18 protein-coding genes are annotated in these 25,244 nt (G+C 74.6%); 7 read left to right on the plus strand and 11 right to left on the minus strand.

Annotation, left to right across the window (positions count from 1 at the left end; all coding sequences use genetic code 11):
* Window positions 1-79: 79 nt before the first annotated feature.
* Both ligA and J3486_RS16510 read right to left on the minus strand, forming a co-directional pair.
* Window positions 80-2,173, minus strand: coding sequence for an NAD-dependent DNA ligase LigA (ligA, locus tag J3486_RS16505; protein WP_207821061.1), 2,094 nt, complete (start codon window positions 2,171-2,173; stop codon window positions 80-82).
* A 40-nt stretch (window positions 2,174-2,213) separates the two neighbouring features.
* The gene (locus tag J3486_RS16510; RefSeq protein ID WP_207821062.1) at window positions 2,214-4,538 is read right to left on the minus strand and encodes an MFS transporter; all 2,325 of its coding nucleotides are present in this window, start codon (window positions 4,536-4,538) and stop codon (window positions 2,214-2,216) included.
* Between the two features lie 186 nt (window positions 4,539-4,724).
* Here J3486_RS16510 and J3486_RS16515 point away from each other — a divergent pair, with 186 nt between their 5' ends.
* The 4 genes from J3486_RS16515 (at window position 4,725) to J3486_RS16530 (ending at window position 10,989) form a co-directional block, all read left to right on the plus strand.
* Window positions 4,725-6,389, plus strand: coding sequence for a CdaR family transcriptional regulator (locus J3486_RS16515; protein ID WP_207821063.1), 1,665 nt, complete (start codon window positions 4,725-4,727; stop codon window positions 6,387-6,389).
* A 121-nt stretch (window positions 6,390-6,510) separates the two neighbouring features.
* The gene (locus J3486_RS16520; RefSeq protein WP_207821064.1) at window positions 6,511-7,875 is read left to right on the plus strand and encodes a diaminopimelate decarboxylase; all 1,365 of its coding nucleotides are present in this window, start codon (window positions 6,511-6,513) and stop codon (window positions 7,873-7,875) included.
* A 46-nt stretch (window positions 7,876-7,921) separates the two neighbouring features.
* Entirely contained in the window at window positions 7,922-9,352 is a 1,431-nt protein-coding gene (locus J3486_RS16525; RefSeq protein ID WP_207821065.1) for a Na+/H+ antiporter NhaC family protein, read from the plus strand.
* A gap of 53 nt (window positions 9,353-9,405) precedes the next feature.
* On the plus strand, window positions 9,406-10,989 hold the full coding sequence (locus J3486_RS16530; protein ID WP_207821066.1) for an amidohydrolase family protein: 1,584 nt from the start codon (window positions 9,406-9,408) through the stop codon (window positions 10,987-10,989).
* Between the two features lie 19 nt (window positions 10,990-11,008).
* Here the strand turns inward: J3486_RS16530 and J3486_RS16535 are convergent, their stop codons facing one another.
* On the minus strand, window positions 11,009-13,054 hold the full coding sequence (locus J3486_RS16535) for a SpoIIE family protein phosphatase (RefSeq protein ID WP_207821067.1): 2,046 nt from the start codon (window positions 13,052-13,054) through the stop codon (window positions 11,009-11,011).
* 124 nt (window positions 13,055-13,178) lie between these two features.
* On the opposite strand from J3486_RS16535, the gene J3486_RS16540 reads away from it, so the two are divergent.
* Complete coding sequence (locus J3486_RS16540) at window positions 13,179-14,006, plus strand: DUF1206 domain-containing protein (protein WP_207821259.1); 828 nt, start codon at window positions 13,179-13,181, stop codon at window positions 14,004-14,006.
* Between the two features lie 31 nt (window positions 14,007-14,037).
* Here the strand turns inward: J3486_RS16540 and J3486_RS16545 are convergent, their stop codons facing one another.
* The 6 genes from J3486_RS16545 to J3486_RS16570 all read right to left on the minus strand — a co-directional run bounded on the left by J3486_RS16545 (window position 14,038) and on the right by J3486_RS16570 (window position 21,239).
* The gene (locus J3486_RS16545) at window positions 14,038-15,264 is read right to left on the minus strand and encodes a 4-hydroxybenzoate 3-monooxygenase (RefSeq protein WP_207821068.1); all 1,227 of its coding nucleotides are present in this window, start codon (window positions 15,262-15,264) and stop codon (window positions 14,038-14,040) included.
* Between the two features lie 28 nt (window positions 15,265-15,292).
* Window positions 15,293-16,288 carry an ornithine cyclodeaminase family protein gene (locus J3486_RS16550; RefSeq protein ID WP_207821069.1) on the minus strand — a complete coding sequence of 332 codons (996 nt, stop codon included), beginning with the start codon at window positions 16,286-16,288 and terminating at the stop codon, window positions 15,293-15,295.
* A gap of 52 nt (window positions 16,289-16,340) precedes the next feature.
* On the minus strand, window positions 16,341-17,267 hold the full coding sequence (locus J3486_RS16555; protein ID WP_207821070.1) for an ABC transporter permease: 927 nt from the start codon (window positions 17,265-17,267) through the stop codon (window positions 16,341-16,343).
* On the minus strand, window positions 17,264-18,406 hold the full coding sequence (locus J3486_RS16560) for an ABC transporter permease (RefSeq protein ID WP_207821071.1): 1,143 nt from the start codon (window positions 18,404-18,406) through the stop codon (window positions 17,264-17,266). The genes J3486_RS16555 and J3486_RS16560 overlap by 4 nt, the downstream gene beginning before the upstream one ends.
* Before the next feature lie 269 nt (window positions 18,407-18,675).
* Window positions 18,676-20,235, minus strand: a complete 1,560-nt coding sequence (locus J3486_RS16565) for an ABC transporter ATP-binding protein (protein ID WP_207821072.1) — start codon at window positions 20,233-20,235, stop codon at window positions 18,676-18,678.
* Window positions 20,232-21,239 carry a BMP family ABC transporter substrate-binding protein gene (locus tag J3486_RS16570; protein WP_207821073.1) on the minus strand — a complete coding sequence of 336 codons (1,008 nt, stop codon included), beginning with the start codon at window positions 21,237-21,239 and terminating at the stop codon, window positions 20,232-20,234. Before J3486_RS16570 ends, J3486_RS16565 begins: the two co-directional genes overlap by 4 nt.
* A gap of 169 nt (window positions 21,240-21,408) precedes the next feature.
* Here J3486_RS16570 and J3486_RS16575 point away from each other — a divergent pair, with 169 nt between their 5' ends.
* Window positions 21,409-22,128, plus strand: a complete 720-nt coding sequence (locus J3486_RS16575; RefSeq protein WP_207821074.1) for a GntR family transcriptional regulator — start codon at window positions 21,409-21,411, stop codon at window positions 22,126-22,128.
* A 233-nt stretch (window positions 22,129-22,361) separates the two neighbouring features.
* On the opposite strand, the gene glsA is transcribed toward J3486_RS16575, so the two are convergent.
* A complete protein-coding gene (gene glsA / locus J3486_RS16580; RefSeq protein WP_307804835.1) occupies window positions 22,362-24,164 on the minus strand; it encodes a glutaminase A in 1,803 nt (600 codons plus the stop codon).
* A 52-nt stretch (window positions 24,165-24,216) separates the two neighbouring features.
* Between glsA and J3486_RS16585 the strand changes: the two genes are divergently transcribed.
* Complete coding sequence (locus J3486_RS16585; protein WP_207821076.1) at window positions 24,217-24,807, plus strand: DinB family protein; 591 nt, start codon at window positions 24,217-24,219, stop codon at window positions 24,805-24,807.
* Here the strand turns inward: J3486_RS16585 and J3486_RS16590 are convergent.
* Window positions 24,795-25,226: a (4Fe-4S)-binding protein gene (locus J3486_RS16590; RefSeq protein WP_207821077.1), complete on the minus strand. Its 432-nt coding sequence runs from the start codon at window positions 25,224-25,226 to the stop codon at window positions 24,795-24,797. The two genes, J3486_RS16585 and J3486_RS16590, sit on opposite strands and share 13 nt — an antisense overlap.
* Window positions 25,227-25,244: the final 18 nt, after the last annotated feature.

Genomic DNA, 25,244 nt, shown 5'->3' on the forward strand with positions numbered 1-25,244 from the left:
CAGGCGTCGACCGTGGCGCCGTGGACGGGGCGACGGTGGTGCGGCGGAACGTTCCGCCGCACCACCGTCGATGTGCCGCTCAGTCGAGGAAATCGGCGACCATCTCGGCGAACTCGTCCGGGCCGGCCAGCCGGACGCCGAGGCTCTCGGCCTTGGCCCGCTTGGAGCCCGCGCCCTCGCCCGCGACCACGAGGCTGGTGTTCTTGGAGACGCTGCCCGAGGACTTGCCGCCGGCCCGCTCGATCAGCTCGTTCATCTGGTTGCGCGACAGCTTCGCCAAGGGGCCCGTCATCGCTCCGGTGACCACGACCTTCAGGCCCGCGAGCGGTCCCCCGTCGGCCTGCGGGGCGTCCGGATCGTCCGGGGCGTCCTCGGCGGCGGGCGGTGTGGCGCCCGGTTCGGTCATGGACAGGCCGGCCGCGGCGAGCCGGTCGATCTGCTCGGCCAGCTCCGCCAGTTCGGCGACGATCACCGGGGCCTTCTCCGCGCCGATGCCGTCGACGCGCTGCATCGCCTCCGCGTCGGCGGCCCGGATGCCGTCCATGGTGGCGAAGTACCGGGCGATACGGCGGGACATGGACCGGCCCGTGGCGCGCACACCCAGGGCGCACAGCACCCGCGACAGCGGCTGGGCCTTGGCCGCTGCCAGCGCCGCCATCAGGTTGTCGGTGCTGGTCTCCCCCATCCGCTCCAGGGAGAGGAGCTGGTCGCGGGTGAGCCGGTCGAAGAGGTCGGGCAGGCTGCCGACCAGGCCCGCCTCGACGAGCTGGACGACGCGGGTGTGGCCCAGGCCCTCGATGTCGAGCTGGTCACGCCCGGCCGCGTACGTGATCGAGGCGACGACGTGGCAGTTGCGGCCGCGCTCGCAGCGCCAGCGCTGCTCGCTGGTGTCGATGCCCGAGCCGCACTGCGGGCACTCGGTGGGGAAGACGATCTCCCGCTCGTCGCCGGTGCGCAGGTGCGCGACGGGTGCCTCGATGCGGGGGATGATGTCGCCCGCCTTGTAGACCATCACCTGGTCGCCGATGAGCAGGCCGCGGCGGGTGATGTCGGCGGGGTTGTGCAGGGTGGCGTACGTGACGGTGGAGCCGTCGATCTCGACCGGTTCGAGGACGGCGCGCGGCGCGATGATGCCCGTACGGCCGACGTTCCACTCGACGTCGAGCAGCTTGGTGATCTTCTCGACGGCGGGGAGCTTGAAGGCGACCGCCCAGCGGGGCGCCCGGGAGCCGGAGCCCGCGGCGACCTGGTCCGCGGCGAGGTCGGCCTTGACCACGATGCCGTCGATGCCGAACGGAAGGTCGGCGCGGAGGGCTGCGATCTCCTCGACGCGCTCGACCACCGCGGCGACGGTGGTGACGACGACGCCGGGCACCTGGGTGCTCGCCGGGGTGTTGACGCCCCAGGCGGCGGCACGGTCCAGGAGGGCGCCGTGGGCCAGCTCCGGCAGCTCGGCGGCGAGGTCGGGAGCGGTGCCGGGCAGCGGCAGCACTCCGTAGCCGAAGAAGGTCATCGGGACCGTGTAGGCCCGGTCCTTGGCGCGCAGGGTGCCCGCCGCCGCGTTGCGCGGGTTCGCGAAGGGGTCGCCGCCGTGTTCGGTGCGCACAGCGTTGGCGTACTCGAACTGGGCGGTGGTCATGAGGACTTCGCCGCGCACCTCGATCGTGACCGGCTCGGTGAGCCGGTCGGGCAGGCCCTCGACGGTGCCGATGGCGTGCGAGACGTCCTCGCCCGCGGTGCCGTCGCCGCGCGTGACGAGCCGGGTGAGGCGACCGTCCTGGTAGCGGGCGGCGATCGCGAGGCCGTCCAGCTTCGGCTGCACGTTCCACTGCGCCACCTCGCGGCCGATCCGGCGCTCCAGGGACGCGGCCCAGGTGGTGAACTCCTCGCCGGAGAAGACGTTGTCCAGACTCAGCATGGGCACGGTGTGCGGGACGTCGCCCTCGACCGCGCCGCCCGCGACCTTGCCCGAGGGTGAGTCCGGCAGGACCTGCTCGGGGCGCTCGGTCTCGTACGCGGTGATCGCCCGGACGAGACGGTCGTAGGCGTCGTCGTCCAGGGCGGAGGTGCCGCCGTCGTAGTACGCGGCGGCGGCGCTGCGCGCGTCCCGCACGGCCTGGGCGTAGGCGGCGGCGTCGGGCAGGCCGGAGGGAACGGCAGAAGTCGTCGTCATGGCGTTCATCCTGCCTGGTGCCACTGACAATGACGGGTCGTCAGACCGGGGACAGATCTGCGTCCCGGCCGCGCGGCACGGTCGCCGTCTCCCGGGTGAGGGCCAGGACGGCGATGTCGTCGGCGAGGTGGTGGGTCCAGTCGTGGACGTCCCGGTCGAGGTGGCTGACCAGGGCGCCGGGTTCGGCTCCTGCGGCTCCTTCGAGGCGCTGGGCGAGGGGGTAGAACTCGCCGGAGGAGTTGCGGGCCTCGCTGAGCCCGTCGGTGTGCAGCAGCAGTGTCTCGTCGGGCGCCAGACGGACGGTGTCCGGGCGGGGCCGGTCGTCGCCGAGGACGCCGAAACCGAGCGGCAGCAGGGCGGGGACGGCGATCTCGCGGACGCTGCGCGCGGAGACGGCCAGCGGGGCGAGGTGCCCGCAGTTGACCAGGTCGACGGTGTCGCCGTCCGGGCCGTGCTGGAACAGCAGGGCGGTGGCGAACAGTTCCTCGTCGCCGCGGGCGGCCGCGGCGCGGACGAGCTGGCGGTCGAGCCGGGCCGCGAGCTCGCCGAGGTCGGCGACCTCGTGGGCCTGGCTGCGGAACGCGCCGAGCACGTCGGTGACGGTCTGGACGGCCTGCATGCCCTTGCCACGGACGTCGCCGACGAGAATGCGGGTGCCGTAGGGGGTGTCGACGGCTTCGAGGAAGTCGCCGCCGATGCCGGTGCCCGCGGTGGCGGGCCGGTAGAGACCGGCCAGGCGCAGCCGGCCGAGGCGGGCCGGTATCGGGTGCAGCACCGCGTGCTGGAGCGCGCCCGCGGCCTGCTGGGTGCGGGTGTGCCGTTCGGTCTGCTGCCGGCGCAGGAAGGTGAGCACTCCGGCGAGGGTGCCCAGGGCGAGGACGGTGACGACGGTCCCCGGCCGCTGTGCCACCTGGGGGCCGGCGAAGCCGCGGATCAGCAGGTACTCCAGAGCCGCGACACCGGCGACCGCGGCGGCGACGGCGGGCCGCCCGACAGCGAGGGCGGCGACGGCCACGACGGCGACGGCCACCCACAGCAGTTCCCCCGTGTCGAGGGGCAGGGTCCCGGCGTGCAGGACGGAGGTGGCGGGCATGGCCTGGGCCGCCGCGGTCCCGAGGATGACGGCGGTGGGGTGGAGCGCGGAGAAGGCGCCGAGGCGGGAGTGCGGCAGCGCGGCGAGGAACCCTGCCATCTGCGGGGCCTGGGCGAGCATGACGCCGAAGCCGATGAGGGCGGACATCGCGCAGCACATGAGCGTGGCGGCGCCCGCGCCCATCGGGACGCCGTGCAGCAGGGCGAGGCCCACCGCCGCCAGCGGAAGTCCGAGGGAGCAGCCGGTGAGCGGCGTGAAGAGGGTGCGCCGGGCAAGCAGGCAGGCGGCGGCGCCGCCGAGGCCGAACGCGGACACGGCGAGGACGCCCTGGGTGGGGGTGCCGCCGCCCGCGATGACCAGAGCGGGCAGGGTGAGGGCGACGACGATCTGGGTGAAGCCGACGACGACGCCCGCGGCGAGCGCGGTGCCGGGCTGGCGCAGAGAGCCGGCCGTGGCGATGCGGCGGCGCCTGCGGGAGCAGAGCAGTCCGAGGGCGGCCGCGGCGGCGGTGGCGCCCAGCAGGGCGAGCACCAAGGGGTCGGTCCACCCGCGCGCGGGGGCGAGATGCAGTCCGGCGGTCAGCAGCGCCGCGGCGCCCAGGCAGCCGGAGAAGACGACGTCCAGGCAGGTCGAGGCGCCCGCGACGGGCGTCTCGGGCACGATCCGCCGGACCGCGAGAACGCCCGCGACAGCGAAGGCCGCGAAGAGCAGGGAGACGGTCCGCCACCCCAGGGCGGACACGATCGAGGCCGCCGCGTTGACGGCGGCGAAGAAGGTCAGCGACATCACGGCGAGCCAGGTGCCGATGATGCGGCGCAGCCTGCCGGGCAGCGAGAGGGAGGGGAGGTAGGCGAGGCAGGTCACGAAGACGGCGGAGGCGGCCATGGTGACCAGGACGCGTCCGGCGACGTACACGGCGGGCTGGGCGACGCAGGCCACGAACAGGGATCCGGCGCCGAACGCGGCCAGGGACCAGATCAGGACCCGGCGCCTGCCGAGCCGGTCGCCCGCACGGCCCGTGACGAAGAGGGCGACGATGCCGCCGACGGCGCCGAGCACCTCGGACGCGGCCAGGGACTCCCGGCCGATGCCGAGGTCGCTGACGAGGGTGGGCCGTGCGGCGGCGCGGAGCACCGGTCCGACGACGTACACCGCCGCCAGCGCGGCGAGGACCGCGTAGACCGGGCCGGGCGCGCGGTCGGCGGCGACGGCCCGGCGTGCGCCGTCCGGCCCGCGTTGTTCTGCTCGTTCGACGACCATGCCACTCGCCACGGAACCGCCTCTTCCTTCCCTCGTGCCCTCCCCTGCCTCTCGTCCTTCCGGTGGTGCGGGCTCGACCACGCACCCCTCAGGAATTGCCCACTTTCGAGGCGATATATTCGTTTCGCTAAGTTTCAAGGTCTAAAGTCCCGAGGCGCCCCGCCGAACGGCCCCTCGGTGCCTCCGTATCCTGCTTGCGTGCCCTCCCCGCTCCAGGACGCCACGTTGCGCCAGCTCCTCGCCCACGACGAGGACGGTGTGCTGGAACTCGTCGTCGCCCCGTCCGGCTCCGACGTACCGGTGCGCGGGGTGGTGATCGGCGACGAGGACACCGGCCGGTCGCACGCGGGGCGGATCGTGCTCGCCACGGAGCCGGTGCGGGACATCACGGCCTCGGTCGAGCGGGTGCACGAGGTGGCCCGGCGCGGTGCCTGCGCCCTCGTGTTGCGGGACGCGGGCGCGGCGGCGGTGCCCGGCGAGATCGTCGAGGCGGCACGCGCGAGCGGGCTCGCGCTGCTGGTGCGGGCCTCGTGGGCGGACTGGGCGGACACCGTCGAACTCATCCGTTCCGCCCGCGCGTTCGCCGCGCTGGGCACCGGTGACCGCCTCGTCGGGGACATCGCGGGCGGCGGACTGGCGGTGCTGGCAGCCGAGGTCGCGCGGTACTGCGGCGCCTCCCTCACGGTCGAGGACACCCAGTTCCGGGTCCTCGCCCACTCCGCGACCGGCCCCGACGCCGATCCCGTGCGCCGGTCGACGATCCTCGGCGGCAAGGTCCCCGACTGGCGGGTCGCCGAGCTGCGGCGGGCCGGTCTGCTGCGGGCCCTGTGGAGTTCCCGGGACGTCATCCACCGGGCGGCGGACGACAGCGGTCCCGAGCGCCTGATCGTCGCCATCCGCAGCGGCGGCGAGATGCTCGGCTCGATCTGGGCGGCGGCCGACGGCGACGGGTTCACGCCCGAGGCTCCGGAGGCCCTGCGCCGGGCCGCCGAGGTCGCCGCGCCGTACCTGCTCCAGCACCGGCTGCGAGTCGACGCAAAGCGGCGCCGCGAGGAGCACGCCGTGCGCGGCCTGCTCGCGGGGGACGGCGACGGCCACACCCATCTGTGGACTCTGGGGCTGACCCCCGACATCCCGTGTGCGGTGCTGGTGGCCGAACAGGACGAGCCCACCGCGCCCCTGCCCGAGCGGACGTTCCAGGCCCTCGCGCTCCAGGCGCAGGCCCATCGGCCCACCGCGCGGTACGTGCGGGAGAGCCGCCGGCTCACCGTGCTGCTGCCCGTCCCGGACGGCCGCGACCGGGACGCGGCCACGCTCGCCCGCGACCTGGCCTCCCTGGCCGCCGCGCTGCCCGACGCCCCCGTCGTCCGGGTCGGCGTGGGGCCCGTCGTGGGCTCGGCGCTGGACGCCGCCGCCTCGGCCGACGAGGCGCTGCTGATCGTGCGCGCGCTGCGCGAGCGCGAGGCCCGCGCCCTGGCCGCGCCCGGCGCCGAGCCCCCGCCCCGGTACGCCGGCCCGGCGGACGTCCGGCAGAGCGTGGCGGTGCTCCGCGTCCTGGACGCGGTACGTCCGCTGTGGGAGCGGCACGACGGCCCGGTGCACGACATGATCGCCGCGGACCTCGCCGCCGGGGGCGAGCTGGTCCGCTCGCTCACCGCCTATCTCGACGCGGCGGGCGACGTCCCGCGCGCCGCACAGCGCCTGGTCCTGCACCCCAACACCCTTCGTTACCGGCTCAAGCGGGTGCGGGACCGGTTCGGCCTCGATCTCGACGACCCGGACACCCGGCTGATCATCACCCTCGCCGTCCGGCTCGCCACCGCGGACGACCACCTCGGCGGCCAGGCGGTCCGTCCCGGTTGATGGTGATGTTCGGCGGCACGGACAAAGATCCGCCGTCGCTTTGGCCCCGGGGACGAAGACGGGCCCGGACGTCTGCGGCGAGGCTCGTCGCGTCCCCGTTCCCCCGACGAAGGCCGCCCCCGTGACGTTGCACCACGACATCCTCCCGGATCCGCACCTCACCGACAGGCGCGTGACGGCCGTGCTGCGCCGGGCGATCGGCCTCGGCCTGGTCGGGGACGAACAGCCCGTGGCCGGGTTCCTCGACATCGACGGCATCCGTACGTCCGTCGCCGCCCTGCACACCGCGTTCTCCTCCGTCCCCGACACGCTGCACACCTTCGCCGTGAAGGCCTGCTCCCTGGTCCCCGTGCTGCGGCTGCTGTGCGAGCTGGGCCTGGGGTGCGAGGTGGCCAGCCCCGGCGAACTGCGGCTCGCCCTGGACGCCGGATGCAGGCCGGAGCGCATCGTCCTCGACTCGCCCGCGAAGACCCGCGCGGAGATCGCCGAAGCGCTCGCCCTGGGAGTCGCGCTCAACGCCGACAACCTCGACGAACTGAGCCGCATCGACGCGCTGCGGCCGATGGACAGCGCCTCCGTGATCGGGCTGCGCGTCAATCCGCAGGTCGGCTCCGGCTCCATCGGCGCGATGAGCACGGCGACGGCCACCTCCAAGTTCGGGGTGGCGCTGCGCGACGCGGGCGGGCGCCGACGCGTCGTCCGAGCGTTCACGGAGCGTCCCTGGCTGACCCGGCTGCACGCCCACGTCGGCTCCCAGGGCTGCCCGCTGGAGCTGATCGCCGAAGGTGTCGCCGAGGCGTACCGGCTCGCCGAGGAGATCAACGAGGCGGTCGGGCGACAGCAGGTCACCAGTCTCGACATCGGCGGCGGCCTGCCCGTGAACTTCGCCGACGACGCGACACGTCCCACGTACGAGGACTACACGCGGGCGCTCGGCGCCGCCCAGCCGGACCTGCTCGGCGGACGGTACGCGCTGGTGACCGAGTTCGGCCGGTCGCTGCTCGCCAAGAACGGCTTCATCGCGGCCCGCGTGGAGTACGCCAAGGAGGCGGGCGGGCGGCGGATCGCGGTGACCCACGCGGGCGCGCAGACCGCGACGCGCACGGTGCTCATGCCGGGCGCCTGGCCGCTGCGGATCGAGGCGTTCGACGCGCAGGGCGACCCCAAGCAGGGCGCTGACGTGCCACAGGACATCGCGGGACCGTGCTGCTTCGCGGGCGACGTCGTCGCCGACGGGCGGTCGCTGCCCCCACTCGTCGAGGGCGACTTCGTCGTCCTGCGCGACACCGGCGCCTACTACTTCTCGACCCCCTGGGCCTACAACTCGCTGCCCCGGCCCGGTGTGCACGGGTACACGGCGGACGGCGCGGGACAGGTGCGGTTCGCGCCGGTCAGGGACGCCCAGACCCTCGACGAGATCGCGGCCGAGAGCGGCGCCGGGCACGCCGACCGGCTCACCTCGCTCATCGCGACCGCCCCGCGCTGACCGTCCGGACATCCCGCCCCGCCCTTCGACGTGCCGAGGATCCGCCATGCCCCCGTCCCCCGCGGCCGCCGCCGCTGCCCTCCGCTCCCGTCCCCTGCGCCGCACCCTGGCACCGGGCGCCGTCGCGCTCGCGCTTCTGCTCAGCGCGGCGGTCGGCACGACCACCCGGGCCCCCTCCGTCTGGGGCCTGCTGCCGATCGCGCTCTACGCCGTGCTCGCGCTCACGGGGCTCGATCTCGTGCTCGTCACCGGCGTGGCGCTGCTCAGCGCCGTCCTGGTCGCCCTGCCGTCCCCGGGCCGGGCCGGTGACGTACTCGCCGGGTCCGTGACCGACCCCGTCACGGTCATCGGCCTGATCATCGTGCTCGGGGCCGCTGCGGGCGAGGTGCTGCTGCGCACCGGTGTCGCCGACACGCTGGTGCGCGCCGTCCTGCGCGTCGCCGAGGGCCGCGGCACCACGGTCCTGATGTACGGGATGATGGCGGCCTGCATGATCCTGGTGGCCGGGCTCGGCACGCTCGCCGGAGCGCTCGCCATCGCGGCGCCGCTGCTGGTGCCGGTCGCCGCGCGGGCCGGGTTCACCCGGTCGGCGACGGCGGCCACGATGTTCCTCGGTGGCTGCGCGGGGCTCGCCCTCGCCCCGTTCGCCGGCTCCAACATCGCCATCATGAACACGGCCGACGCCGGCTACCTCACGTATCTGGCCGTCGGCGCCGGCCCGCTCGCCGTGCTGTCCCTGCTCCTCGCCGCCGTGGTGGTGCCCTGGGTGCAGCGCCGCAGTGCCGCCCGCGGCGACCACTACCGGCCCGAGGAGGTCGGCGAGGAGCGGCGGTCCGACGTCCCACCGCGCGAGGCCGCCCGGACCCGGCGCGCCACGTGGGTGTTCGTCGCCGCGCTCGCCGCCACCGTCTGCTGCGCCGCGGTCACCAAGGCGGGCACGACGTTCCCGCTGCTCGCCCTGCCCCTGCTGATCGTGGTGACGGCGGCGGCCGCCGGGCTGACGCCGCGCCGCGCGGTGGGCGCGGCGCTGACCGGCGCGCGCCGCATGCTGCCGATGCTGCTGCTGTTCTGGATGCTGGCGGCGCTGTTCGGCTTCATCGATCTGCTGCACCCCTACGACGTGGTCCTGGACCGGTTCGGTCCCGGCCTGCGCCATATGGCTCCCCTGCCGTTCGCGCTGGCGGTGGCGGCGCTCGGCTGGGTGGGGGTGCCGGGTGCGACGGCGGCCCAGGTGATCCTCATCGGCGAGGTGTTCGGGCCGCTCGGCGACCAGTTGGGCCTCACTCCCGCGGCCTGGACCGTGATCCTGCTGTGGGCCTCCAAGGCGGACACCTACGGCCCGCTGCCCAACGCCAACATGGTCGGCGCCATGGGCATGGCCCGGGCCGACCGGCTCCCCTACCTCCTCGGCACCGGATGGGCGCTGCTCGTCCCGGCGTGCGCGCTGTACACGGCCCTGCTCGCTCTGATCCTGTGATCCCCCAGCCGCACCCGCCCGCACCGCCCGCGTCCTCCAGGAAGTGAACCGCCATGCCCGATCCCACCGCCCCGTACGACGTCCTGATCACCGGCGGTGCCGTACTCGACGGCACCGGCTCCGCCCCGCGCCGTGCCGACGTCGGCGTGCTCGACGGCCGGATCGTCCACGTCGGCGCCCTGGACCCCGCGCGCACGGCCGTGACGGTCCTCGACGCGACCGGGCTGATCATCACTCCCGGCTTCATCGACCTGCACTCCCACGCCGACTTCTCCGTCCTCGCGATGCCGGACGCCGAGGCGTGTCTGCGGCAGGGGGTGACGACGGTGGTCACCGGCAACTGCGGTCTGTCGCCGTTCCCCACGGCGGCCGGTGAGGCGGCGGACGGGAGCGGTCCCGGGACCCTGGCCGGCGCCCAGTGGACGGATCTGGACGCGTTCGCCGCGGCCGTGGACGCCGCCCGGCCGGCCGTGAACGTCGCCCCGCTCGTCGGTCACGGCGCCCTGCGCACCGCGGTGACCGGCGCCGCCCGCACCCCGGCCGGGCCCGCCGAACTGGACGCCATGCGTGCCCTGCTGGCGCGCGCCGCCGACCAGGGCGTCTTCGGCCTGTCCACCGGGCTGATCTACGCGCCCGGTTCGTTCGCGACGACGGACGAGATCGTCGCGCTGGCCACCGAGGCGGCCGGGCGCGGGCTGCTCTACGCGACGCACATGCGCGACGAGGGCGACCGTCTCGTCGAGGCCGTCGAGGAGGCCGTCGCCGTCGCCGAGGCGTCCGGGGTGCGGCTGCAGATCTCGCACCTGAAGGCCATGGGGCCCGCGAACCACGGCAAGGTCGTCACCGCCCTCGGGCTGATCGACGCGGCCGCGGCCCGCGGCCTGGACGTGGCCTGCGACGTCTACCCGTACACCGCGTCGTCGACCCGGCTGACCTCGCGGCTGCCGGACTGGGCGATGGACGGCGGCCCGAGCGCGCTCGTCGAGCGGCTCGCCGATCCGGCGGCCCGGGAGCGGATCCTCGACGATCTGCGGCCCGCCGTGGGGCGGACGTTCCTGCCCGAGGGCGTCGTCCTGGCCATGCTGGGACCGGGCCGCTACAGCGACCGGATCGGCGCCAGCATCGCCGACATCGCCCGCGACGAGGGCACCGAGCCGGCCGCCGCGGTCCTCGACGTCCTCGCCGCCCACCAGGGCGAGGTCATGATCGTCAACCATGCCATGGCGGAGGCGGACGTCGAGACCGTGCTGCGCCACCCCGACGCGGCCGTGGCCAGCGACGGCTGGGTGCTGCACGCACCGGGCGACGGCCACCCGCACCCCCGCAACTTCGGGACGTTCGCCCGCGTCCTCGGCCGGTACGTGCGCGAGCGGGAGACCCTCGGACTCGCCGACGCGGTACGGAAGATGACGCAGCTCCCGGCGTCCCGGCTGCCCCTGCCGGACCGGGGCACGCTGGCGCCCGGCCGGATCGCCGATCTCGTCGTCCTCGACCCGGAGCGGGTCGCGGACACGGCGACGTTCGCCGACCCCTGGCAGTACGCGACCGGCGTCCGGGACGTCCTGGTGCGTGGCGAGTTCGTACTCCGGGACGGTGCCGCGACGGGCGCCCGACCGGGCCGCACGCTGCGCCGCTGAGGCGGCACGGCGCCCGCGGTCAGGCGTCCGGCACGACGAAGTCGCACCACACCGCCTTGCCCTCGCCGCGCGGCTCGACGCCCCAGCGCGACGCCAGGGCCTCCACCAGGAGCATGCCGCGCCCGGAGGTCGCCGTCTCCCCCGGTGTGCGGCGGTGCGGGCGGGCGCTGGAGCGGTCCTTGACCCACAGGCGGACCGCGCGCGGCGGCCCGGTGAGCACTTCCAGGGTGAGCACGGCGCCGCCCTCGGTGTGCATGAGGGCGTTGACCAGCAGCTCCCCGGCAGCGACCTCGACGTCGTCGGCCATGCCGCCCAGGCCCCAGGCGGTGAGGTGCTCGCGCAGCGCGGCCCGTGCGTCGGAGAGCCCGTCGGGGTCGGCCTGATGGACGTAGCGGTGGATGCGCGGCGCCTGTTCGGTGCCCGAGTCGGGGACACGGCGCAGGACGAGCAGGGCGACGTCGTCTCCGCTGCCCCACTTCTCCCACAGGGACCGGGAGAGGTGGTCGGCGACCTCCTCGGCCGTGTGCGGCCCCTCGCTCAGCGCGGTGGCCAGGGCGCGCATGCCGGCGTCGACGTCGCTGCCCGGCTCCTCCACGAGGCCGTCGGTGCACAGCACCAGGGTCTCGCCGGGGACGAGATCGAGCCGGGTCTCGGGGAACTCGTCCTGCTCGAACTCGGTGGCCAGACCCAGCGGCAGTCCGCCGCGCAGCCGGGGGATGCCGACCCGGCCGTCGGTGTGCCGCACGAGCGGGGGCAGATGTCCGGCCCGCACGGCGCGGACGATCCCGGTCGCCGGGTCGAACTGCGCGTACGTACAGGTCGCGAACCGTTCCGTGTCCAGTTCGGCCAGAAAGCGGGAGGCCCGTGACAGCACGGCGGAGGGCGGGTGCCCCTCGCCGGCGAACGCCCGCAGCGCGATGCGGAGCTGGCCCATGATCGCGGCCGCGTGGGTGTCGTGTCCCTGGACGTCGCCGACGACCACGCCGACACGGCCCCGCGGCAGCACGATGACGTCGTAGAAGTCGCCGCCGACCTGCCGGCCGCCCCAGGCGGCGTGGTAGCGCACCGCGAGCTCGGTGTCGCGGACCTGGGGGATGTCCTTGGGCAGCATCGTGGCCTGGAGGCTGCGGGCCAGATCGCGTTCCTCGTCGAAGAGGATGGCCCGCTGGAGGGACTGGGCGACGATGCCGGACAGGCCGATGCACAGGTTGCGGTCGGCGTCGGAGAACTCGCGGCGGCCGCGGTAGAAGAGGCCGAGGCCGCCGATGGCACGGTCCTGCGCGACCAGCGGCAGGAACGCCGCGGAGTCCAGTTTGAGCCGGTCGATGTAGGGACCGAGCCGCTGGAACCGGTCGGCGAGGTGGGGCAGGTCCACGACGAACCGGGGCCTGCGGTGCATGACCACCTCGGCGAGCGGCAGCGAGTCGTCGATCTGGTGCAGTTTGAGCTCGTCGAGCAGCTGCATCGACTGCCCCACCAGGGCGATCAGCTTGAGCTCGTCGCCCTCGACCAGGCCGAGGACCAGTCCGTCGGCGGCGAACCGGTCGAGGCCGCTGGCGCCGGACAGGACGGCCACGACGTCGTCGACGGTGACGGCCCGGGAGAGCGCCTCGGTGGTGCCCTGGACCATGAGGGCGACGCGGCGGCGCTTCGCGTCGACCCCGTCGAGCCCGGCCAGCTCGGCCGGTTCGTGCGGGGCGGCGCGCAGGATGCCGACGACGCGGACGGCACGGCCCTCGGCGTCCCGCAGGACGTGCCCCGAGGCGTGCGTGAGGCGGGAGGTGCCGTCGCCCAGGCTGACCTGGAAGTACACGCCGTAGCTGTCGCTGCCGGTCTCGACCGCCTCGTTGACGACGGACGTGACCCGCACCGCCTCCTCGGGAGGGATCCGGCGCCGCAGCGACTCCGCCGTGCCCCGGAACTCCTCCGCGGGCAGGTCGAGAACGGTCAGGCAGTTGTCGTCGAGGTGGAGCGCGCCGCTTTCGAGGTCCCACTCGAAGCTGCCCATCCCGGTCAGGCGCAGGCGCTCTTCCAGTCCGATGTCCGGCTCGTGTGCAGGGCCCATGTGACTCTCCGGTTAACTGCTCCGCCACCATATCGGCCGGGTGCCGACCGCGCTCGGCGGCGACCGCGCTCCCGAGCTGCGCATCCGGGCGCGTCGTACGCCGGGTCCGGGGCATCCGGAGTGCATGGGTATCGACGCGACAGCACAGCGCGCGACGTACGAGGTACGTCGCATCACCGGCGGGCGCATCGCCCGTGGCACGGCTCGGGCCGGGTTCGTGGCGCGGGGCCTCGTGTATCTGCTGATCGGGTTGCTCGCTCTGCGGATCGCCTTCTCCGACGGCGCCTCGCAGCAGGCGGACCGGGGCGGCGCCCTCGCCGAGGTGGCGCGGCAGCCGTTCGGCCTGGGCCTGGTATGGGCGATCGGGGTGGGATTCGCGGGGCTGGCCGTGTGGCGGCTCTCGCAGGCCCTGACGCGGGGCGAGTCGGTGGGGCACCGGCTGCTGGCGGCGGGCCGGTTCGTCTTCTACGGCGTGGTCGGCTGGTCGGTGATCGCGTTCGCGGCGGGCAACCGGTCGAGCGGCAGCGGTGACACCGACCGGCAGTCGAAGGACCTCACGGCGACGGCCCTGGACCATACGGGCGGCGTGTGGCTGGTGGGGACCGTGGGCGCCGGGTTCGTGATCGCGGGCGGCTGGCTGGCGGTGCGGGCGGTGCGCCGCGCGCATCTGCGCCGGCTGCGGACGTCGGAGATGTCCCGCAGGGTGCGGCGCGTCGTCGACGTCCTCGGGACGGTGGGCGGCACGGCGCGCGGTGTCGTGTGCGCCGCGGCCGGTGTCTTCGTGATCGTGGCGGCGGTGCGGCGCGAGCCCGGCAGGGCCAAGGGCATGGACGACACGCTGCGTTCCTTCGCCCACACTCCGGCGGGTCCGTGGCTGCTGGTCGCGGTGGCGGTGGGGCTCGCGGTCTTCGGGGTGTTCTCGTGCGCGGAGGCACGGTGGCGACGGCTGTGACCGGGTGGTGCGTACGGGCGTGTCGCGCGGGTCAGTAGTGATCCGCGGTGCCGAGGTACTGCTCGGCGAACGCGGCGGCGGCGAGCGGTGAGGTGAACAGGCGGCGCAGCCGGGCCAGGCTGGTGCCGGTGCGGAACGGGTCCCCGGTCGCCGCCCCGTGGTACACCTCCGACAGCCACTGGGAGAACTCCTGGTAGTCCCAGACCCGGCGCAGGCAGACCTGCGAGTAGCCGGCGAGCGCCGCCCCGTCGGGGTCCGCGCCGGTGAGGCGGGCGGTGAGGGCGTCGGCGAGCAGGAAAGCGTCGTACAGGGCCAGGTTGAGGCCCTTGGCGGCGATCGGGGCGACTAGGTGGGCGGCGTCCCCGGCGAGGTACAGCCGCCCGGCGGCCATGGGTTCGACCACGTAGTCGTGCATGTCCAGGACGCGCTTCTCGATGATCGGCCCCTCGCTGAGGGGTGCGGCGCCGTCCGCGGCCAGGCGGCTGCGCAGCTGGGCCCAGATCCGGTCGTCCGGCCAGTTCTCCGGGTCGTCGCCGGGCGGGCACTGGAGGTAGAAGCGGGTGAGCTCGGGGCTGCGCGGCATCTGTCCCGCGAAGCCGTCCGGGTGCACGCCGAACAGGACGGTGTCCGCGGAGGGTGGGGTCTCGGCGAGCAGGGCCAGCCAGCCGATGCCGTAGTCGTGGCGGGCGACGCGGAAGCGGCCTTCGGGCAGCGCGGCCCTGCTGACGCCGCGCGCCCCGTCGCAGCCCGCCACGTAGGCGCAGTGGATGCGGCGCCGCCGGCCGGTGCCGGGGCAGGTGTAGGAGACGGCGGGCCGGTCGGAGTCCAGGTCGTGCAGTTGTACGTCGCGCACGCCGAAGCGGATGTCGCCGCCGCGGACGTCTGCGTACGCGCGCACCAGATCGGTGACGAGGAGCGGCTGCGGATAGACGAAGTGGTGACTGCCCGTCACCTTCTGGTAGTCGAAGCGATGTTGCTCGCCCTCGAAGCGGAAGGTGCAGGCGGTGTGCCGCTCGGCTCCGGTGAGGAGGGTGGTGACGAGGCCGCGCCGGTGGAGGGCGCGCACCGCCCACTCCTCGATGACGCCCGCGCGCGGCCGGTGCTCGATGAAGTCCCGGGTCTCGCACTCCAGGACCACGCAGTCGACGCCGGCCGCGCGCAGGACGCCGCCGAGGGCGAGTCCGGCGGGGCCCGCGCCGACGACGACCACCGAACTGCGTTCCGTGGCAGGGGTGTCGGGCTCGTCGGGTGCGGTCACCCGGCCAGTATGGCGGTGCGGGCGGCCGTCACGTGGCGAGATCGACGCGGGTGCCGAGGCCGCGTTCCCCGGCGAGGTCGATGAGCAGCCGGGCCACGGCGAGATCCTGGAGGCCGACGCCCACGGAGTCGAACAGGGTGAGGTCGGTGTCGGCGGTGCGGCCCGGTGCGGTGCCCGCGAGGACGTCGCCGAGCTCGGTACGGAAGTCGTCCTCGGCCAGGGCTCCTTCGGCGAGCGGGATGAGCACCTCGCCGGATTTCGTCCGGGCGGTGTCGTAGGCGTCGACGACGACGCGGCAGCGCCGGACCGCTTCCGTGTCGAGTTCACGGTGGTCGGGGCGGGGCGGGGCGCCGACCGCGTTGAGGTGCTGACCGGGTGCCAGCCAGGCGCCCTCGACGAGCGGTTCGCGGGACGGGGTGAGGGTGCACAGCACGTCGGACGCCTCGGTGACGGCGCGCGGGTGGTCCATCACCTGTGCGGGGAGCCCGAGTTCGGCGCCGATCCAGGCGGCCAGGTCGTGGGCGCGGTCCTGGGTGCGGCCCCACAGCACGATCTGTTCGTAGGGGCGGCCGGGCAGCAGGGCGCGCACGTGGGCGCGGGCCAGCGGCCCTGTGCCGATGAGGCCGAGGGTGGCGGCGTCGGCGCGGGCCAGCGCGTCGGTGGCGACCGCGGTGGCGGCGGCGGTACGGACACGGGTGAGTTCCGCGCCGTCGAGCAGGGCGAGGCAGGCCCCGGTGTCCGCGTCGGCGACGAGGACGGTGGACCGTTGCACGGGCAGCCCGCGGTCCCGGTTGCCGGGCAGGTCGGCGAGGAGTTTGACGCCGGCGAGGCCGTCACTCGCCGACGCCGCGGCCATGGCGACGAACGTGCCGTCCGTGTCGGGAAGTTGCAGCGCCGGCGGTGCGGGCAGGACGGCCCGGCCGAGGGCCAGGTCACGGTGTGCGGTGGCGACGGCGGCCGCCACCGCCTCGGTCCGGTCGGCGAGCAGGTCGCGGATGGTGGAGCGCGTGAGAATCAGAGTCATGGTGCCGATACTCCTGACATGCGGGTGCTGTTGTCCGGCGGGGAGGGGCGGGTCAACTGCCGCGCACGAAGGGGACGGTGAGCCCCGAGGGCGCGCGGCTGCGCCCCACCAGGCCGCTGACGGCGAGGAGCGCGAACACGTACGGAAGGGTGACGAGCAGGGGCGCGGACAGGTGCAGGCCGAGGGCGGGGGCCGCGAACTGCAGGGACTGGGCGAGGCCGAAGACGAGGCACGCCAGCAGCGTCGGCCAGGCCCGCCAGCGGCCCGCGATGACGGCGACGACCGCGAGGTAGCCGATGCCGCCGGTGATGTTGTCGCTGAAGGCGTGCACCTCGGACAGGGCGAGGTGGGCGCCCGCGAGGGCGGAGGTGACGCCGGTGAGCAGGACCACGGCGTACCGGATCGGCCGCACGGGCAGTCCGCACCGGTCGGCGGTGAGGGCGTCCTCGCCGACCGCGTCGACGGCGAGACCCCAGGTCGTACGGCGGCTCAGGGTGACGGCGAGCAGCGCGGTGACGGCGAACGCCGCGTAACCGAGGACGGTCTGTTCGAAGAGCGCGGGCCCTAGTACGGGGATCGAGTGCAGGCCGGGCACGGGCAGCGGGGCGAAGCCGGGCAGCGCCTTGTCCTGCGCCCCGTCGCCGAACAGCAGCCGGGAGCCGTAGGTGGTCGCGCCGAGCGCCAGGGCGTTCGCGGTGATGCCGGTGACGATCTGGTCGGCGCGCAGGCTGACGCTCAGCAGCGCCTGGAGCGCGGCGAAGAGGAGACCGGCCGCGAGTGCGGTGAGCACCCCGACACCCGCGCTGCCCGAGGCATGGGCTCCCGCGGCGCCCGCGAAGGCGCCGGTGAGCATCATGCCTTCGACGGAGAGGTTCAGAACTCCCGCGCGTTCGCTGAGGAGTTCACCCGAGGAGGCGAGCAGGAGGGGCAGCGCCATGCGGACGCCGCCGGAGGCGAGTTCGTCGACGACGGCGCTCATGCGGTGCTCCTCGTGCGGCGGTGGGTGATGAGCATGGCCGCGGCGATGAACAGGACGAGCAGGCTCTGCACGATCTGCACGGTCTGGGCCGGTACCTGTGCGGCGAGTTGGAGGTTGATGCCGCCGCTGGTGAGGAAGCCGAACAGCAGGCTCGCGGCGGCGACGGCGGTCAGCGAACCCCGGGCGAGGAGTCCGACGACCAGGCCGGAGAACCCGTAGCCGGAGGAGAAGTTCTCCGCGAGCACGTACGGCGCGGTGGCGACCAGCGCGGCGCCCGCGAGGCCCGCCAGTCCCCCGGCGAAGACGAGCGAGCCGCCCTTCAGGCGGGCGACGGGCAGTCCGAGCCGGGCGGAGGCGGCGGGCGAGTGGCCGACCGCGCCGAGCCGCACCCCGGTCCCGGTGTGCCGCAGCACCAGACCCACGCCCACGGCGAGGACGGCGGCGATGACGACGACGACGGTGGCGGGTGACTCGGGGCCGCCGATCAGAGGCAGTTGGGCGCCGGCCGGCAGCGGCGCGGACTGCGGCAGCGTCTCCGACGAGGTCACGGGCTGCCGCAGCAGCCCCTCCTCGTGGACGCACACGGCGACCAGGCCGACGCCGACGAAGTTCAGCAGCAAGGTGGTGATCACTTCGCTGGTGCCGCGCCGCACCGTGAGCCAGGCGGCGACACCGGCCCACGCGGCGCCGCCGAGGAACCCGGCGACGAGGACGAGCGGCACACCCACCGCGCCGGGCACGGAGCCGGGCAGGGCGAGGCCGACGGCGGCCGCGGCGGTGCCGCCCGCGCAGAGCTGCCCCTCTCCGCCGACGTTCACCAGGCCGGCCCGGTGGGCGACGGTGAACCCGGTGGCGATCAGGGCGAGCACGGCGGCGGAGTTCAGCGAACTCCCCACGGCGTACGCCGATCCGAACATCCCCTCGTCCAGCGCGGCCCAGGCGGTGGCGGGGTCGGCCCCCGCCGCGACGACGAGCAGCACGCCGACGCCGAAGGCGCCCAGGGCGGCGAGCACGGCGACGGTCACGGGGTGCCGGGCGAGGTCGGAAAGAGACGGGGGGAGGAGCCAGGGGCGGGCTCCTGCGGACGGGGGCGAGGGCGGGGACGGGGGTGGGGGCGAGGTGGGGGTGGTGGCGGTCATGGGGTCCTCGGTGGTCTGGGCGAGCGGACAGCGCGGCGCGGGAGGGCGGCTTGTCGCGGGCTTGCGCCGGGCGAAAGGGGCCGGGGCGGTGCGGCGCGGCCGTGCGGGAGCCGGGTGACAGGGTCGGCACCGCGGCGTCACGGCGCAGGGTGGTCACGCAACGGCAGGGGGCGATGCCGGCCCGGTCGCCGGCCGACCGGTTCGGCGTGGGGCGGCGCGCCCGACGACGACGCGGAGCGTCCGGAGCCCCGCCCTTCCCCCCGGCCGCCTCACGACGCGACCTCCACCCGTGGCCCCGCCCCCACCATCAGCTCCCCTATCCGCTCGCGCGCAGCGGCATCGCGCGGGTTCACGGGGCCGAGCAGGTGTCCTCGGTAGGCAACGAGGATGCGGTCGCTCAGGGTGAGGAGTTCGTCGAGTTCGGCGGAGACGAGCAGGACCGCCGCGCCGCGTGCCGCCGCTTCCCTGATGCGGGCGTGGACGGCGGCGACGGCTCCGATGTCGAGGCCGCGGGTCGGCTGGGCGGCGGCCAGGGCGATCAGCGGATCGAGCGCCAGCTCCCGCGCCAGGACGACCTTTTGCTGGTTCCCGCCGGAGAGGGAGGTCATCGGCGCCTGCGGTCCCTGCGCCCGGATGCCGTGTGCGGCGATGACCTGTTCCGTCGCCCGTGCGAGCGCGGCGCGGTCGAGGACGACGCCCCACTTGCGGAACCGGCCGAGCCGCCCGAGGTGAAGGTTCTCGGCGATCGACAACTCCGGTACGCAGCCCTCGTGATGGCGGTCCTCGGGGACCACGCCGAGCCCGGCCCGGGTGCGGGCGGCGGGTCCCGCGCCGGTCACGTCCTGTCCGTCGAGCACGATGCGGCCGCTGTCCGGAGCCGACGATCCGCCGAGCACGGACATGAGCTCGCTCTGCCCGTTGCCCTCGACGCCGGCGATGCCGACGATCTCGCCCGGGCCGATGGCGACGTCGACACCGTCGAGGGCGTGGGTGCCGTCGGGACGGCGGACCACGACTGCGGCCAACTCCAGCGCGGGTGGGCCCACTTGGACTTGCGTGCGCTCGGGCCGGGCGGACGGTTCGGCCGGGCCCACCGCCCCGAGGAGCCCCGCGTCGAGCGAGTCCGCCGCGCGCCCGATCATCAGCGGCACCAGCTCGCTCGGGCCGAGCCGTGTCAGGGGGCCGCCGCCGGCCACGCGTCCGCCGCGCAGCACGGTGGCCTCGTCCCCCGCGCGTACGGCCTCGCCGAGCTTGTGCGTGACGAGGACGACGGCGCCGCCCGCCGCGGCGATACGGCGGCAGGTGGCGAGGAGGGCGTCGGTCTCGGCGGGGCCGAGGACGCCGGTCGGCTCGTCGAGGAGGAGCAGACGCGGTGCGCGCAACAACGCCTTGACGATCTCGACCTGTTGGCGTGCGGCGACGGGGAGGTCCGCCACGACGGCGTCGCGCCGGACGTCGAGGCCGTACTCGTCGCGGACCCGGGCGAGTCCGCCCTCCAGGTCGGGCAGGCGCAGCAGCCGCAGGTTCTGCTCGACGGTCAGGGTCGCGACGAGGCTGAAGTGCTGGTGCACGAGGGCGATTCCGGCGGCGAGCGCGTCGGCGGGGCGGCGCGGCGCGTACTCCTGGCCGTAGAGGTGCAGGGTGCCCGCGTCCGGGACGAGCGAGCCGCCGATCGCGTGGCACAGGGTCGATTTGCCCGCGCCGTTCTCGCCGAGGACGCAGTGCACGGTGCCGGGCCGCACGTCGAGGTCGATGCCGTCCAACGCCCGTACGCTGCCGTAGGACTTGGTCAGCCCGGTGATCCGCAGTGCGGGTGCCTGGTCGGTCATCGGGTGGTGATCTCCCCGGACGCGATCTTCGCCTTGACGGCGTCGAGCTTCTTGGTGACGGCGGCGTCCGCGTCGCACAGCACGATGTCGTTGTGCGGGGTGGCGAAGGTGAGACCGAAGTGGACGGCCTCCGCCTTCCAACTCCCCTTCACCAGGTGGCCGGTGGCGTACTCGATCTCGGCGCCGATGTCGGTCTCGACGTATCCGGCGTAGGTCTGGTCGGTGCCGCAGTCGTGGGCGATGGGTCCGCCGAGGAGGTGTCCACCGCGGCCCGCGGCGGCCTGGGCGATGCCCTTGTGGCCGAGGTTGAGGACCTGGCCGAGGACGTCGGCGCCCGCGCCGTAGTCGGCGAGCGCGGACTGCTTGGCCTTGGCGGCGTCGTTGAAGTCGCCGACGTACTGCGGCGCGAGGACCTTCACCTTCGGGTCGGCGGCCTTGGCGCCGCGCGCGAACTCCTCGGCGGCGTTGACGATGGCGGGCAGTTCGGCGCCGCCGACGAAGCCCACGGTGTTCTTCTTCGACAGGAGTGCGGCCGCGGCGCCGGACAGGTAGGCGGCCTGCGCCTGCTGCGGGTCGTAGAGGGCGAGGTTCGCGGTGGGCTTCGCGTCGGCCGGGCCGCCGATCTCCGCGAACTTCACCTTCGGGAAGCGGGCGGCGACCTTGCGCACCGCCGCGTCGGTCTGCCCGCCGAGCGAGATCACCAGGTCCGACGAGGTGGCGAAGCGGACGAGTGCCTGCTCGTAGTCGGCGGCCTGCACCTGCTCGACCTTGCTGAACGCCACCTTGCCCGCGTGTGTCCTCGCGGCCCGCTGGTAGCCCCGGTAGGCGGACTCCATGAACCCGTCGTCGGAGAGCGAGCCGGGGAAGAGGACCCCGACCTTGAGGTCGCCACCCGCGTCCGCCGAGTCGTCCTGCGCGGAGGACGCGCCACCGCATCCGGTGAGCAGGAAGAGACAGGCGCCGGCGGCGAACGCGCCCGGGTGAAGGAGAGGGGTGAGTGCCACTGAGGTGCCTCCAGAGGGAGGGGCCCGCGAGCCCGCTAGCGGTATACCGTTACGCGCCCTCAGTCTGGGAGCCGCATGTTGCCCGTGTGTTAGCTGCCGGTTAGCACTGCGCGCACTCCCCCGCGGTCCGCTTACTGTGAGAGCAGGATCTGAGCGGAGGAAACCCTTGGTGACAGCGGCACAGGCGGCGGGCGCGGGACGCGGTTCGCTGCGCGACCGTGCGTACGACACGCTGCGACGACGCATCGTGGACGCCGAACTCCAGCCCGGGGAAAGGCTGGTGGAGCGGGACATCGCCGCGGAGCTGGAGGTGTCCCGGATCCCGCTGCGCGAAGCCCTGCGCCGGCTGGAGGCGGAAGGGCTCGTGGTCCTGGTGCCGCATCGCGGGGCGCTCGTCTCCCCGTTCACGCCCTCCGACGTCCGCGACCTGTTCGACGTACGGGAATCGCTGGAGTCGCTCGCGGCGCGGCTGGCCGCGGAGCGGGCGGACGCGGAGGGTCTGGCCCGTCTGGCGAGCCGGCTCGACGCGGCGCGCAGGGCGACCCGGCGCCGGGACCGGGCCGCGATCGCCGCCGCCAACGCCGGATTCCACACGGACATCGTGGAGCTCGCCGCGAATCCGCTGCTGACGTCGATGATGCGGCCGCTGGAGGCGCGCACCCTCTGGCTGTTCCGGCTCACCGCGCAGCGCGATCCGGCCCGGCAGTGCGCCGAGCACGAGGAGTTGTACGAGGCGATCGCCTCCGGTGACGCGGACCGTGCGGCGGCGCTCGCGCTCGGCCACGTGGCCGACGGGCGCGCCGAGTCGCTCGCGCTGGCCGAGGCGTGGTCGCATCCGGCGATCGACCCGGAGGAGGTCGCGGCCCGCAGGCGCAGGCGCGCCCCTTAGGCCCTGTCGCGACACTCCCGTCGTTAGCCTGTCGTCACACTCCTGTCGTCGCCTGTCGTCACACTCCCGTCGTCGCCCGGAGGGCGGCCTCGCGGCGTCCGGTGCGTGCGATCGCAAGGCGCCGGAAGGTCCTGGTAGCGGAGCTGCTCGGGCCTTCGGCAACGCCGCGAGCTCGCGTGCCGGACGCCGCGAGGCGGACAGGCATGTGACGACAGGCCCCAGCGGCGTCGGCGCTATCCGGCGTCCGGGCGGTCCACGGTCTCCGCGCCCTCCAGCGGCGCCCGCTCCAGGAACGCCACCGCCTCCGGCACCCGGGCCCGCAGCCGCATCAGTCCTGACGCGGTGAGGGTGCGGCAGACGCTGTCGCGTTCGGCCAGGACCCGGCGGGTGATGCGGGCCGGGAAGTCGGCGGGCGTGAGCGCGGCGCCGGGCCCCGCCGACCAGGTGCGCAGGGCGGGGACGGGCTTCGCGGTGTCGGCGCAGACGGCGAGTCGGCCCGATTCGACGTACCAGAGCACGATGCGCTCGCGCAGCTGCCGTGCCGGGGGCTCCACCGTCTCCCCCTCCGCGAGACGCAGGGTGTCGAAGGCGTCGGTGAGCGCGTCGCGCAGGTGCGGGTCGGCGCGGCCGAACAGATCGCACTCGGCGAGCGGCACCGGCGCGTCCGGGTCCAGACCGAGGTCGACGAGGAGGGCGTCCTCGCAGGTCTCCAAGGCGCGGCCGAGGTCGGGGAACTCGTCGGCGGTGCGGGCCATCGCCTGGCGCTGATCGGGGTCGGCCAGCACCATGCGGACCCCGCGCCCGCGCAGGTTCTCGCCGAGCGCGCGCAGCAGATCGGCGGCGACGGGTTCGATGCGCCCGACGCGCGTGAGGTCGAGGGCGAACCAGCCCACGGACGGGGCGAGTTCACGGGCGGCGCGCAGGGTCTGCTCGGCGGTGGCGAAGTCGAGGTCACCCTGGAGCACATGGACGCGGATGCGGTCGGGGTGGGCGTCGAGCGCGGCGCGCTGGTCGCGGGGGCGGTGGCGCAGGGAGCGCAGCGGCGCGGGGTGCAGGGAGCGGGGCGGCAGCGGCCGCCGCTCGGGCACGCTGGCGCGCATCAGGTGCAGCCCGAACTGGTCGGAGAGCAGATGGCAGGCGGCGATCCCGCGCACGCTGTTGCCCTTCTCCTCCAGCGGCGGGCTGAACACCCCGATGCCGAACTGTCCCGGCAGCGCCACCCCGATCGCCCCGGAGACACCGCTCTTGGCGGGCATGCCGACCTGGAGCATCCACTGGCCCGACGCGTCGTACATGCCGCAGGTCGCCATGACCGCGAGGACGTGCTGGGCGTGGCGCGGGGCGACGACGCGGGTCCCGGTGACGGGGTTGACGCCGCCGGCGGCGAGGGTGGCGTGCATGACGGCCAGGTCGTCGCAGGTGACGAGGACGGAACACTGCCGGAAGTAGACGCCGAGCTGCTCCTCGACGTCGCCGGTGAGGGAGCCCGCGTTGTGCATGAGGTAGGCGAGAGCGCGGTTGCGGTCCCCGGTGGCGCGCTCGGAGGCGTAGACGGCCTCGTCGACGGTGAGGGAGCGGCCGGCGAAGGCGCCGAGCCCGTCGAGGATGCGGTCGAAGCGCGCCTCGGGGGTGTCGCCGGTGACCAGCGAGGTGGTCACGATGGCGCCGGCGTTGACCATCGGGTTCGGCGGCCGTCCGGTGCCCGGTTCGAGGCGGATGGAGTTGAACGCCTCGCCGCTCGGTTCGGCGCCCACCCGGGTGAGGACCTCCTCCAGGCCCCGGTCGGCGAGGGCGAGCGCGAACACGAACGGCTTGGACACGGACTGCACGGTGAACGGCGCGGTGGTGTCGCCGCTGCCGTAGACCTGGCCGTCGAGCGCGCACAGGCTGATCCCGAACAGATCGGGGTCGACGCGGCTCAGCTCGGGGATGTAGGAGGCGGGCATACCGTCGTCCAGGTCGCGCAGGCTGCGCCGCACCTGGTCGAGGAGGCCGGTCAGAGGGTCGCCGGTCCGGTCCTGCTGGTCGTGTCGCACGCGTCCATCGAAACGCATCGGGCGCCCGGCCGCGCCCCGGCAGACTGCTCGCATGACCGAAACGGATCACAAGAACGACCTGCTGCGCTATCTGCGTGAGGCCCGCGAGGCGCTGCTGTGGAAGCTCGACGGGCTGAGCGAGTACGACGTACGGCGCCCGCTCACCGGGACCGGAACCAATCTGCTGGGCCTGCTCAAGCACCTGGCCGCCGTGGAACTCGGCTATCTCTGCGACACGTTCGACCGCCCGCACGGCGAGCCGCTGCCGGACTTCAAGGACGGGGCGGATCCCAACGCGGACATGTTCGCCACCGAGGACGAGTCGCGCGAGCAGATCGTGGAGCGCTACCGCAGGGCCTGGGCCTTCGCGGACGCCACGGTCGAGGCCCTTCCCCTCGACACGGTGGGCACGGTGCCGTGGTGGCCGAAGGAGCGTGCCGAGGCGACGCTGCACCATCTCCTGGTGCGGGTGCTGTCGGACACCCAGCGGCACGCGGGCCAGGCCGACATCCTGCGCGAGAGCCTGGACGGAGCGGCGGGCCACCGGCCGGCCGACGACAATCTGCCGTCGCCCGATCCCGGCTGGTGGGAGGAGTACCGGGCCCGCCTGGAGCGCATCGCGCAGCGGGGTCAGCCTTCCTGACCGCAGGGCCCCGAGTGGTCGCAGTACGGCTGACGGGCGCTGGCCGCGCAGCCGCAGAGCAGCGCGCGGGTCTCCCGGCGCGGACCGTCGGCCGTCTCGACCGCGAGGTCGCCGCGGACGGCGAGCTGGCCGGAGGCGGTCCGGGCGACGCTCGTCGGCTGCTGCGGCGTCTCGGCCGTGCCGTCGGTGAACCGGTAGGTCAGGGCGCCCGAGGGGCAGCGGCGCACGACCTCCGCGACCTGGTCGGCGTCGGCCGCCTCCGGGGTGATCCAGGGACGGCGGGCGGTGTCGAAGACGGCGGGCAGCCCGCCCACGCACTCGGCGGCGTGCAGACAGCGGCGCGCTTCGAAGGTGACCTCGATGTCCCGTCCTGGGTAGGTCTTCCGCACGGGGCGGGCGGTCTCGCGATCGGCGGCCATCGGCTGCACTCCAGTCCT

Origin of the sequence: Streptomyces sp. VRA16 Mangrove soil (assembly GCF_017377775.1) — a bacterium.
Lineage (GTDB): Bacteria > Actinomycetota > Actinomycetes > Streptomycetales > Streptomycetaceae > Streptomyces.